11 protein-coding genes are annotated in these 12,042 nt (G+C 23.0%); 7 read left to right on the top strand and 4 right to left on the bottom strand.

Translation table 11 applies throughout. The annotated features are described in order from the left end of the window. The 7 genes from ACMUOV_RS02590 to ACMUOV_RS02560 all read left to right on the top strand — a co-directional run. Window positions 1-889, top strand: an 889-nt coding sequence (locus ACMUOV_RS02590; RefSeq protein ID WP_413853490.1) for a glycosyltransferase family 2 protein, incomplete at its 5' end; no start/stop codon positions are given. Then, window positions 886-2,160 (top strand): hypothetical protein, encoded by a 1,275-nt coding sequence (locus ACMUOV_RS02585; RefSeq protein WP_413853489.1) that lies wholly within the window; start codon window positions 886-888, stop codon window positions 2,158-2,160. The genes ACMUOV_RS02590 and ACMUOV_RS02585, both read left to right, overlap by 4 nt. Window positions 2,161-2,217: 57 nt before the next feature. Beyond that, window positions 2,218-2,844: a GNAT family N-acetyltransferase gene (locus tag ACMUOV_RS02580; RefSeq protein ID WP_413853488.1), complete on the top strand. Its 627-nt coding sequence runs from the start codon at window positions 2,218-2,220 to the stop codon at window positions 2,842-2,844. Then, the gene (locus tag ACMUOV_RS02575) at window positions 2,828-4,267 is read left to right on the top strand and encodes a lipopolysaccharide biosynthesis protein (RefSeq protein WP_413853487.1); all 1,440 of its coding nucleotides are present in this window, start codon (window positions 2,828-2,830) and stop codon (window positions 4,265-4,267) included. Before ACMUOV_RS02580 ends, ACMUOV_RS02575 begins: the two co-directional genes overlap by 17 nt. A 9-nt stretch (window positions 4,268-4,276) precedes the next feature. After that, entirely contained in the window at window positions 4,277-4,711 is a 435-nt protein-coding gene (locus ACMUOV_RS02570) for an adenylyltransferase/cytidyltransferase family protein (protein WP_413853486.1), read from the top strand. A gap of 16 nt (window positions 4,712-4,727) precedes the next feature. Then, window positions 4,728-5,777: an acyltransferase gene (locus tag ACMUOV_RS02565; RefSeq protein WP_413853485.1), complete on the top strand. Its 1,050-nt coding sequence runs from the start codon at window positions 4,728-4,730 to the stop codon at window positions 5,775-5,777. Continuing rightward, window positions 5,774-6,796 carry an acyltransferase gene (locus tag ACMUOV_RS02560; RefSeq protein ID WP_413853484.1) on the top strand — a complete coding sequence of 341 codons (1,023 nt, stop codon included), beginning with the start codon at window positions 5,774-5,776 and terminating at the stop codon, window positions 6,794-6,796. Before ACMUOV_RS02565 ends, ACMUOV_RS02560 begins: the two co-directional genes overlap by 4 nt. 24 nt (window positions 6,797-6,820) lie before the next feature. Here ACMUOV_RS02560 and ACMUOV_RS02555 read toward each other — a convergent pair whose 3' ends face one another. From ACMUOV_RS02555 to ACMUOV_RS02540, 4 genes are all read right to left on the bottom strand, one after another. Further along, a complete protein-coding gene (locus ACMUOV_RS02555; protein ID WP_413853483.1) occupies window positions 6,821-8,764 on the bottom strand; it encodes a hypothetical protein in 1,944 nt (647 codons plus the stop codon). 43 nt (window positions 8,765-8,807) lie between these two features. Next, the gene (locus tag ACMUOV_RS02550) at window positions 8,808-9,131 is read right to left on the bottom strand and encodes a hypothetical protein (protein ID WP_413853482.1); all 324 of its coding nucleotides are present in this window, start codon (window positions 9,129-9,131) and stop codon (window positions 8,808-8,810) included. A gap of 363 nt (window positions 9,132-9,494) precedes the next feature. After that, window positions 9,495-10,118, bottom strand: a complete 624-nt coding sequence (locus ACMUOV_RS02545) for an RloB family protein (protein WP_413853481.1) — start codon at window positions 10,116-10,118, stop codon at window positions 9,495-9,497. Next, window positions 10,111-11,388: an AAA family ATPase gene (locus ACMUOV_RS02540; protein WP_413853480.1), complete on the bottom strand. Its 1,278-nt coding sequence runs from the start codon at window positions 11,386-11,388 to the stop codon at window positions 10,111-10,113. Before ACMUOV_RS02540 ends, ACMUOV_RS02545 begins: the two co-directional genes overlap by 8 nt. Window positions 11,389-12,042: the final 654 nt, after the last annotated feature.

The following is a 12,042-nucleotide window of genomic DNA, read 5'->3' as shown; positions in this document are numbered from 1 at the left end:
TCAAACTTATAAAAATTTAGAAATAATATTAATTGACGATGGTTCAACTGATAATAGCGGAAAAATTTGTGATGAATACGCTACAAAGGATAAAAGAATAAAAGTAATTCACAAACAAAATGGAGGAGTATCTTCTGCAAGAAACGTCGGACTTGATATTGCAAAAGGAGAGTATATTGGTTTTGTTGATAGTGATGATTACATAGAACCTGATATGTATGAAGAGTTATACAATACAGCAATAGAAACAAAAACAAAATTGGTTGTTTGCAATTACTTAAGAGGAGACAATGATTGTTGGATAGTAAATAGAGATTTCCCTGACAAACATATTTTAACAGTAACAGAAACTTATAAATATCTTTATAAATGTGAAAGTGTTTATACAAAACTGTTTAATAAAGATATTATTAAAAATATTTTTTTTAATGAAAACATAGCTTTTGGTGAAGACAGATTATTCTATATGGAAGCTTATAAAAGAGTTGATAAAATTGGTTGCTTGCCAAGTGCTAAATATTATTACAGAAGAACTATAAATTCTGCTACAAGTTGTAGTCATTTCAAAAAAAACTTTTTAGGTTTTATTGATGTTTTAACTTTAGAAATGGATTTTGCTGAAAAAAACAATTTAATCGATCTAAAAAATTTTTTATATAACGAACAAATAAATATAGCAACCAAATGGCTTGGATTTATTGCCGCTGAAGACGAACCTGACATTGAAAGTGCAAAAACACTTCTAAAATATATTAAAAAAAATCTTTTTAACTTTTTTAAAACAAAATCAAAAATTAATAAAAAATTTTTTATTTTAATTGCTTGTATAAATTTTAAATTAGCAAGCTTAATTTACAAACTATTGTTAAAACTAAAGGTAATAAAATGAAAAAAATAAAAAAATATATAAAAAATAAAATTCCTTTCAGTAAAAAAATATATAAACAATTTATTTATTTAATTCAATACTTTCAATATTTAATTGTAATACAAAGGCAAAAAAAAGTTTATAAAAATTTATGTTTAGTTGCAAAACAAAATAAAAGAAAAATAAGAATAGCTTTTTTAGTAAATGAAAACGAAAAATGGTGTTGTCAAAGTTTGTATGATAAATTAAAACAAAGTAATCATTTTGAGTCGATTATTTTCTTAACATCAATTGATCATAGAATAGATATTAAAGAAAAGAATAAAAAGAATATTGAATTTTTTAATAAATATTGTGAGAACATTCAAATTGTTTACGATATTAAAAATGGAAATTTTTATAATTTAAAAAAATACTCTCCTGATATTGTTGTTTATCAACAACCATGGGATATATCAAAAAAACAAAACATATTTTCTATAAGTAAATTTGCTTTAGCAATATATATACCATATTGTTTTGTAGAATCTTGGAAAATAATAGAATCTCACATTATAGATTTTAATTATTTGCTATTTAGAAAATATATTTCACATACTTTAATAGAACAAGAATATATAAGAAAAGGGTATAAAAGAAAAAATTTAAAAATAGTTGGTTATCCAAAATTAGAAAAATATTTAGATAATAAAAAATATGAAAAAAAATACATAATTTATGCCCCTCATTTTTCTGTAAAACAAACTACAATAAAATTTGGAACTTTTGATTGGAATGGAGAATTTATTTTAGAATATGCAAAAAAACATCCTGAATTTAATTGGATTTTTAAACCTCATCCACAATGCAAACATAGTTTTATAAAAGCTAAGATATTTAAAAATATAAATGAGTTTAATGATTATTATAATGAATGGGGAAAAATTGGAATCGTTTATGATAAAGGTAATTATATAGATTTGTTTAAGCAAACAAAATGTTTAATTACTGATTGTGATAGTTTTCTCATAGAATTTTTACCTACAGGTTATCCTGTAATAAATTTAAAAAGAGCAGACTCTAATCCTCTATTACAAATTACACAAGAAATAATAAAAACTTACTATCAAGTTTATAATTTAGAAGATTTAAAAAAAGTTTTTCTTGATGTTTTGGAAAATAATATAGATATAAAAAAACAAGATAGATTAGAATTGATAAATAGATTAGGGCTTGTTACTGAGGCATCTGATAATATTATTGAAGATTTAGAAAATATTTTCTATCAAGATAATATAAAAAAAGATAAATAAAGAAATTAACAAACTATAATAGCCAAGTATTATTTATTTGAAATAGAGGTGTTTCACTTGGATAAAAACAAATTAATAATAAAAAAATTACTTGTTAGAGATTTGAATTATTATCAAATTGAAAAATTAATAAGAGATGCATTTTCTGTTATAGTAAAAAAAGGAATAAATGCAGTATCTGCAAATATAACAATAGATAAAATTATAGCTAAGCAAGTAAATGAAACTTTTTCAATGTTTTATGATAATGATATAGTAGGGATACTAATATATCGGATACAAGATAATATTTGTTATGTGGATAAATTGGCAGTATCCACTAAATATCAATCTTTAGGCATAGGAAAAACTTTAGTTAATGAATTATTTGATGAATGTAAAGTTTTGAAAATAAAAAAAATTTGGCTTTATACATTTGAATATAGTCGTAATATGAAATTTTATGAATCATTAGGTTTTATTAGATGCGATGTAACACATAATCCAAATTATTATTTTTCAATAATTTATTCTAAATATTTCAACAAGAATAAAATTAGAGATTATTTTTTATATTTCAGATATAGCCTAAAAAATTTTTTATATAAAAAAATAATTTATAAAACTCCTAATAAAATTACATATATTGGTTTAATATTATTAAAACTAAAAAACTTTATTAAAAAATATGTCTTTAAAAAATGAAACTATTAAAGGAACTATTTGGAGTTCTATAGAAAAAATATCTTTTCTTGGGATACAATTTATTTTACAAATTGTACTTGCAAGATTACTCACTCCAAAAGATTATGGAATTATTGGTATATTGGCAGTTTTTATTGCAGTATCAAATACATTTATTGATTCAGGTTTTACATCTGCATTAATACAAAAAAAAGATAGAACAGAAGTAGATTTTTCAACGGCTTTTTATTTTAATTTGGTGATATCAATGATTTGTTATAGTATTTTATATTTTTCTGCACCATACATTGCGAAATTTTATCAATTGCCTATTTTAACTTCTATTACAAGAGTATTGTCTGTTAGCTTAATATTTATGGCAATATCTGCAGTTAATAGAACAAAGCTTCAAATAAAATTGGATTTTAAAACTCAAGCAAAAGCAAGTTTAACTTCAGCTATATTATCCGGGATAATAGGAATTTATTTGGCATATAAAGGTTTTGGTGTATGGGCTTTGGTTGCACAACAAGTAAGTAATTCCCTCTTTAATATGTTATTTATGTTTGTTTTAATTCGTTGGAAACCATTATTTGTTTTTTCTTTTACATCATTTAGAAAAATGTTTTCTTATGGCATGAATTTAATGTTTTCTAATTTATTAGATAATATTTATATTAATTTTAGACCTCTTATTATCGGCAAATTTTTTTCAGCCTCAACTTTGGGACTATATTCAAGAGCTTATCAATTTGCAAGTTTCCCTGTAAATATGTCCAATAGTATTTTTGTAAGAGTTGCTTTTCCTTTATTTAGTAAGGTTCAAGATGATTTAACAAAATTACTAAATATTTATCGTAAATTTTTAAAAATAATATTTGGTATTTATATTCCTATAATTTTTTGTTTATTTCTTGTTTCAAGACCTTTTATTATTGTTTTTTTAGGTAATAAATGGTCTGGTTCTATTGTATTATTAAGAATTTTATCACTCGCTTTTATGTTCAGTTGTTTCACAAATATTAATGCTTCTCTTCTGCTATCAAAAGGATATAGCAATATCGTTTTAAAGTTAAATCTTATTCGGAAAGCAATAGCAATATCAATTTTTTTTATAATGTTGCCATTTGGATTGAATGCAATATGTTGGGGAATATTTATATATGGATTAATTTCATTATTTTTAGGAATGTTTTTTGTAAATAAAAATTTTAATTTAAATTATAAAATTCAAATTTTTGATATTCTTCCAATATATATTGTTTCTATAATTTGCACAATTATTTCTTATTTAATGTTTATGTCTATCATCTCAAATATTTTGCAATTAATATTGTTAACTGTTTCATTTGGCACATTGTATTTATCTATATCATGGTTTTTTAAATTTGATTTTTTAACAGAAGGTATTAATTTATTAAATAAAAAGCTATTAAATAAATAGGAGTAGATAATGAAGAATACAAGTAAAAGAATAATAACTTTTGGCGTTTTTGATATGTTTCATTTTGGACATTTAAATTTATTTAAAAATATAAAAAAACAATTTGGACATGATAGTTTTTTAATAGTTTGCGTTCAAAGTTCAGAATGTATTTTAAAATATAAACCAAATAGTAAAATTTTATATTCAACAGAAGAAAGAGTAAAGATGGTTAAAAATATTAAATTAGTTGATGATGTAAAAATTTATGATGATATAGATATAGATATACAACAAATAGATTTTGATGTTTGGGTAAAAGGACCTGATCAAGAACATAGCGGTTTTCAAAAAGCCATAGAATATTGTAAACAAAACAATAAAGAAATTTTTATTATGAATAGGACAGAAGGAATTTCTTCATCATATATAAAAAATATAGTCGGTGATTTTAAAATAAAATAATAGTGGAGTATTTAATATGAATGAAAGAAATATAGGAATAGATTTACTTCGATTGTTGGCGATGTTTATGATAGTTTTATTACATATTAATTTAAGAGCATACTTATACATTGATTTCTTGTCCATTTACGTTTTTGAATCATTTTCAATAGTTGCAGTAAATTGTTTTGTTTTAATTTCAGGATTCTTTTTGATAAAACAACAATTTAGACTAAAAAAACTAACATCTTTAATTTTTGAAATATGTTTTTATACATGGGTTTGTTTTATAGCTGCTTTGATTATTAATATACCTATGGATATTAAAATGCTTATACAAGGTTTTTTTACAATATCTTCCGGATTTCATTGGTTTATAACTTGCTACATAATGCTCTATATTTTATTTCCATTTATTAATAAATTTATTTACTCATTATCATTAAAACAAAAACATATTTTTGCAATATTAACTATTTTATTATTTTGTATATGGACTACTGTTCCAAACATAAATAGACAATCCGCGATAAGAGGTTATAGTATTTTATGGTTATGTGTTTTATATTATTTTGGAGCATATCTTCGGTTAGTTTTTGTTGAAGGAGATAAAAAAGAACTTTTTAATAAAATATCAAATTTTTCAGGATATGGGTATATTATTTTTTCTTTAATCACAGTGTTTTTTATGTTTCTGTTAAATTTAATTAATAAAGATGTTGGGATTGCTTTAAATTATAACAGTTTGTTTGTGTTCTTTGCAGCAATATGTCTTTTTATTTTCATGTATAGCCTAAATATAAAAAATAAATCTATTAATAAAATTATTACATTTTTTGCTCCAGCATCTTTTGGTGTGTTTTTATTAAGTGATAATCTATTTGTTATATACTATCAAAAAATATACTTAACCAAAGATTTTTTCTTACAATCATTCAATATGCCATTAATGGTTTTAATCTGTGCGGTTAGTATTTACATTGTTTGTCTGCTAATATCTTCAATTTTTCATAAAAGAATTTTTAATTTTTCGGATAAATATATTTATCCAATAATAGAAAAAATTTATATTAAAACATTAAAATGAAAAAACAAAGAATATTTTATTTTGATTTTTTAAGAATATTTGCCGCTTTAGCCGTTGTTATGGCAAGTCAATATAATTTAACAGGAATATACCACTATAGTGCTTGTTTTTTGGATGGGATAGTAAGATGGGGTGTTCCTATTTTTGTAATGATAAGCGGAACATTATTTTTAGAACCTAAAAAAACAATTACAATAAATAATATTTTAAAAAAATATATTTTTCGTATTGCTATTTTATTTGTTGTATGGTCATTGTTTTATAGTTGTATAAATTGTGTTACAAGAGATAATTTGAGTTTTTCATTTATTCTAAAACATATTGTTATAGGACATTTTCATCAATGGTTTTTGTATATGATAGCTGGACTTTATTTAATTACACCATTATTAAGACCTATTACTGAAAAGAAAGATAAAAATTTACTTTTGTATTTATTAATAATATGGTTTGTTATGGCAAGCATAGTTCCTTTTATAAAATTTATAATCCCGCAAACAGAAAAACTTTTTGATGTAATGATAAATAAAATACATTTTTCTTTTCCGTTATCTTATTTAGGATATTTTATTTTAGGGTACTATTTACATAACTATATAAATATAAAAAATAAAATTTTAATGATTATTATTCTTTTTGTTTGTTTATTAGTTACAGTTTTAGGAGATATTAAATATTCAATACCTGGTAAACAATCTTTTTTCCTCAATAATTTTTGTCCTTTTGTAATTATCACAGCAATCTCAATATTTTTGTTTATAAAAAATAAATGTTTATCAATTGAACAATCAAATAAGTTTATACTCAAGTTGTCAGATTTAACTTTAGGTGTTTATTTAATACATCCTTTCTTTATAAGAATTTCAAAAAAATTAAATTTATTTATCATTATTAACTCCACATTAAATGATTATAATTTTTTCACAATACCAATAATATTTATTTTAGTTGGTAGTTGTAGTTTTTTATTTGTTTATTTACTTTCAAAAATACCTATAATAAAAAAATATTGTTTGTAACCAACTATCCTCAACGAAAAACCTTTAGTCATCAAAATATTCAGGAAATAAATTTTTATAATGTCTTCTCTCTTCATCTTCTATTTTGTTTCTTTTTCGTTGACAAATCTTTTCTATAAATTTGTCTATATATTTTAATTTAGGATTAATAAAATCAATAAATTCAAATATAGCTATTAAAGCCAATATAATCTCATAGGTATTGATTTTTGCATTTATAATAACATTTATTGTGCAATATATAAATAATGCTAAAGTTATAAAATATACTATTTTTTTTAATAAGTTTAAAAATTTTTTTCTTTTGAAATAAGAAGTCGTGCCTTTACTTTTTATATCTTCTGCTATTGTTTTTATTTTTTTGTTCTTTTCTAGTTCTATTTCATTGTATATTTCTTGTGCTTTTTCATTAATTTTTTTACCAGTATATCTTTTTAAAACTTCTTCTTTTATTGAATATATTGTTTCGTCTGTCAAATTGTTTTCATTTCCGTGTATTTTTTCCATTAAAGAAATTCTTTTAGCGTAAATATCTGTTCTTAAAATAAAAGCTTCATCATCACTAATATTTCCTTCGTTTTTTATTTTTTCTAATTTATTGAAAAATTTATTTAATAAATCAGATGAAGGTTCTACTGATAGTCTTGCATTTTCTATTAATTTTAATTTAGGATAGTCTTTATTGATACTAAAATTTTTAATCCATACTATAGCAGATAAATCTATATCAGTTATGATAGGAAAAAAAGAATTGCTAAAAATGTGTTCTAAGTCTTTGTTTTTATTAATTAAAATAGTTAGTCTTTTGCTGGTTGTAACAAAAATAGCTTTTGAATTTTCAATAAGGTTTGATTTTACTCCATTTCTCAATCTAAAAATTGCGGATATACTTTGAACATCTATTTTATTAGCATAGTCTCTTACATTCCTATTAATTTTTAGATAATCCTCAAGTTTAGTTTCATCTATTAAATATTCTTGTTTTATGTTATCATAGTTAGGAGATTCAACTATATCAATATCTAAATTTTTAATCTTTTCAGCTATGTTTAGAAAAATTCTGTCTACATCATCGGGAGAATATTTCTGTTCATCTAATCCATCTAAAGTTGTTTCAGATATATTTCCAGTACTTATTGAATTTTTATATTGAGACAACACTGCTTTTGCTTCTTTAATATTATGTTCGAAACAACAAATTTTAGCACCATTGTTTTTCAATATTGTTATCAATTCTAATATAGCTTCTTTTTCTTCTACAGAATGACACCTTAATAAGTTTAATATTAATCTTGTATCTAAATAAAATGTTACATTTTTAAACTTTGATTTTAAAATATTGTTGTTTTCTGATTGCAAAAAAATAACTGTTGAAATAAAAAAACCTTCTAACATCTTAATTAAATAATCAAAAATATAAGTTTTATTTTTGCTTTCTTTAAGGATAAATTGTCCTATAAAATAATTAAATTCGTTTCCCTTAGCAACATCTAATTCCAATATATCTATATTTTTAAATATAGTGGTGCCTTTTTTAGCAAAGAAAGAAACCAATTCTTTTTCAAGGATATCTGTATTTATCTTTTTATAATTTTCTTCAAAAAATTTTCCAAGACTTTCTATAACTATTTGAGTTTCTTTTTTCGATTCAGTTTTTTGTTTGTCAAAGTTTTTAACGAAATTGCTTAAATCTTTAATTAGAAAAAAGTTTTTATCTTTTCTCTTTAATGTTTTTTCTTTTGTTAATCTAGTTAACATTTGGCTTATAACATTTCTAGGTATATCATTATATCCAAATTCTCTTTTAAAGTTTTCTGTTATCAAATTTATATCTATTGCTTTTTCAATAACTGTATTTTTGGCAATAATATAACTCAAAAAGGGCAATAGTAAGTCTATAGTATCTTTCCTTTTCTTTTCCCATATTGAACTTAACATGGATGTGCTTATAAGTATATTGTTTGACATAAAAAGTCTCCTATATATTTAGTAAAATACAATATCAATTATTTTATCTTTCACCACATGGAATATGATAAGCTTTATTTTTTCGTATATCTTGTTCTATATCCATTCTACCTGCTTGTTGTTTATTAAGTGTATAATATACATAATATAATATAGTTCCTTTTTTATTTCTTTTCCAACAATCTCTCCTATCATGACTAGCTAATCTGTTTTTTACATCATGAGATTCTCCGATATCTAATAAATAATATTTACCATTAAAACTATCAATAATTGCATAAACACCAGACTTGTTTTCAATTGAATCTGTATCAAAATGTGGACCAGCAAAACTATAAATATTACCACTCATTCCTTGTATTTTCATTTAAAAAACTCTCCATTCATAAATTTTCACCAATAGGCAATTAAATAATAATTGCCTATTGGATTTTGTTACTGAATTACAACGCTACTTTTTTTTCTTAACCGTTTCTGTGACAGTTGTTTTTGGGTGAACTTTTGCATAACTGGCTTTAACGTATCTGCCAGTAATCGCGCTTCTGTTGACTTTTGTCATAGTGTCTACCTCCTTATAAATTTGCGGTAAACACTAGAATTTGATACAATCGAAATGTCCGCAGATCATCAAATTTGGTGATTACCTGAAGTTTTAGTTCCCGCAAGAAACTAAAACTTTTGTTTGGGTAGAGAAAAAATTTATTTTTTCTCTACCCTTTTTTATATAGTGTTACAATTCTATATATTCGTTTAATCTTTCAACTAGTTCAAAAACTGTAGTTGAAGGATTTCGATCATAAATCTTTTCATTATAATATTCGTTTAGTAATTTTTTAGCATTTTTTATTGCTACATCTTGTTTATCTTTTAACAAGTAATATGTTTGTAAATCATTTTTTTTATATTTTTGTGGCATTAATTCATTCAATTTTGATATATATTGCTGTCTCGATATTGCAGATTTCATATATTTAAAATGCAACAAATACCATAATTCAAAACATTCGATAGAATATGCTATTTTGATGCCATTTTGTTTTGCCAATTCAAAGACATTATTAAAATTTACTTTCTTAAAATCATCTCTATCGAAAACACACCAAACTTCAATATATGGTTCGTTCATTTTTTCTTTTTTTTCTTTAAGTCTAATAGCTTTTTTTACTAAAGAATCAGTATTATATCCAGTTCCTTCTATCTCGACATCAATCTTTAAATTATTATCTTCACTAAAAGCATTAAAATAATTCGGTTCAGTTTGTTCTCCTTCACAAACTATTAAAATAGTATCTCTTATGTTTTTTCTAGGTAGATATTTTCTTTGTTTATAATAAAAATTATTATTTCTATTCATATAAAAAATCCTCTAAAGATGAAGAAATAAATGGAATTGCTCCATATTTGCCTAATATATAATCTTTTCCATAGGAAGCATCTTTTCTTACTTTAAAATCAGCTAAAGAATATATCTCCGTTGCTTCTTTTTTGTTTTTTTCAGCAAACCAAATTTGATCTCTTCTGAATAATTTTGATGTTAGAAGATTAGTATCATGAGTTGTAAAAATCAATTGCCCTTTTGTATTTTTTATAGAATTAAATTCTTTTATAATTAATTTAGTTATCAAAGGATGCAAACTGCAGTCCAATTCATCAACAATAAAAATTCCACCATTTGTTAAAGTTTCTACCATTGGTAAAAAAATGTTGTATATTATTTTTTGTGTACCTACAGATTCCATTCCTAAAGAAAAAGTTGTATAACTCGTTTTGTTATTTTTCCCATCTTTATCATAAACTTTATGTTTTGTTTTTATTATAAAACTATTATTTTGAAAAATATCTATGAGATCTTTAGGAAAATCATCAGGAATTGGCTCTTTTTCGACAATAATATCTACAATTGAAATATCTATGTTTTGTAAGAAAGATATTAACATATTTTTAAATTTTTCGTCATTATAAATTCTCTTTGCAGTATTATATTTAGTGGTAGTTCTTGTATATATTAACTTTCTAAACCAATTCATTATCTTGTCAGCTATTTCATTGTTGAATTGTTGAGCAACATTTAAAAATAAAGCATTGTTCCTTGTTTTTGTAACTATTTCTTCAAAATCTTTCTTGAGAATATGGTTAAATTCATAATGATAGCCTTTTATTTCTTCATTTTTTTTATCCAATAAAATTTTTCGCTCTCTTGTAAAAATCATCTTAGGTTTTATTTTGTTTGCTTCCAAATTATATTCAAATAAATATTCCTTGTTTATTTCTTTATTATAAATTTCAAAGCCATAAATATATTTTTTATTATCTGGTGTTATAAAAACTACTTCAAAGGAGGATGGATTTTTAGTTGAATCTTCACATAAAGCAAATGGTTTTATATTTAAAATACATTCTTTGTTAAAAGAAAACAACACAACATCTCTCATGTATGATAAAGCATTTAAAAAATTTGTTTTTCCAGAAGCATTTGCTCCATAAAAAACTGCACTTTTTAATAATTTAACATTTTCTATGGATAAAATATTTTCTTCTATCTCGTTTTTTGATGTTGCGGTCATATCAAAAGTTGTTAAATCTTTAAAAGATAAGAAATTTTTTACTGAAAATTGAATTAACATTTTTTTATTCCTCAACTATTGAAATATTTTTTTCTGTTAAGATTATAGTATTTTTTGTATTTTAAAGTCAAATTTTGTGAAAAAATCTCATTTTTTTAGATTAAAATATTAGTATTTTAATCTAAAACTCTAAAATGTTTTTTCAGAAAAACTAGAAACATATAAAAATAATTATAAGATGGCAAAAGAGATTTTACTTGTGTTGATAATATGTTTAACGGCGAACGACAGTTTAAAGATTAAAGTTTATGGTGTCCTTAAGACAAATTTCCATAGATTCCGTGTTGTAGCACGGGATGACAGAGTGAAAAGACAAAAAAAAGACACTGGGTCTGACCTCCGCTATCCAGCAGTGGTCAATCCCCAATATCTGTATTTATTCTAATACATTTATCTTTTTATGTCAAAAATTAATCTCTTAAAGAGAAAGACACTGTATGTGGCCTCCGCTATCCAGCAGTGGCGACATACAATGCCCGTGTAATAATTCTAATACTTTTATCTACTAATGTCAAGAATTTCTTTGTTTTGTTTTATAATAATTATTTTCCTTATGAGTTTAGAATATTTAAATTGTTTTGCTATTTGAGAAATAGCTTTTGTCTCATCTATTTTTATTCTTCTTAAATCAATAATAATATTTTTAGATTGTTT

Origin of the sequence: Candidatus Ruminimicrobium bovinum, assembly GCF_902760015.1 — a bacterium.
Taxonomy (GTDB): domain Bacteria; phylum Elusimicrobiota; class Endomicrobiia; order Endomicrobiales; family Endomicrobiaceae; genus Ruminimicrobium; species Ruminimicrobium bovinum.
This window is presented reverse-complemented; position numbering and strand designations above follow the sequence as displayed.

What these genes read in the sequence shown, in the direction of transcription:
- ACMUOV_RS02540 (WP_413853480.1), bottom strand. Translation starts at nt 11,388, where the DNA reads ATGTTAATTCAATTTTCAGTAAAAAATTTCTTATCTTTTAAAGATTTA.
- ACMUOV_RS02565 (WP_413853485.1), top strand. Translation starts at nt 4,728, where the DNA reads ATGAATGAAAGAAATATAGGAATAGATTTACTTCGATTGTTGGCGATG.
- ACMUOV_RS02585 (WP_413853489.1), top strand. Translation starts at nt 886, where the DNA reads ATGAAAAAAATAAAAAAATATATAAAAAATAAAATTCCTTTCAGTAAA.
- ACMUOV_RS02550 (WP_413853482.1), bottom strand. Translation starts at nt 9,131, where the DNA reads ATGAAAATACAAGGAATGAGTGGTAATATTTATAGTTTTGCTGGTCCA.
- ACMUOV_RS02570 (WP_413853486.1), top strand. Translation starts at nt 4,277, where the DNA reads ATGAAGAATACAAGTAAAAGAATAATAACTTTTGGCGTTTTTGATATG.
- ACMUOV_RS02555 (WP_413853483.1), bottom strand. Translation starts at nt 8,764, where the DNA reads ATGTCAAACAATATACTTATAAGCACATCCATGTTAAGTTCAATATGG.
- ACMUOV_RS02560 (WP_413853484.1), top strand. Translation starts at nt 5,774, where the DNA reads ATGAAAAAACAAAGAATATTTTATTTTGATTTTTTAAGAATATTTGCC.
- ACMUOV_RS02575 (WP_413853487.1), top strand. Translation starts at nt 2,828, where the DNA reads ATGTCTTTAAAAAATGAAACTATTAAAGGAACTATTTGGAGTTCTATA.
- ACMUOV_RS02545 (WP_413853481.1), bottom strand. Translation starts at nt 10,118, where the DNA reads ATGAATAGAAATAATAATTTTTATTATAAACAAAGAAAATATCTACCT.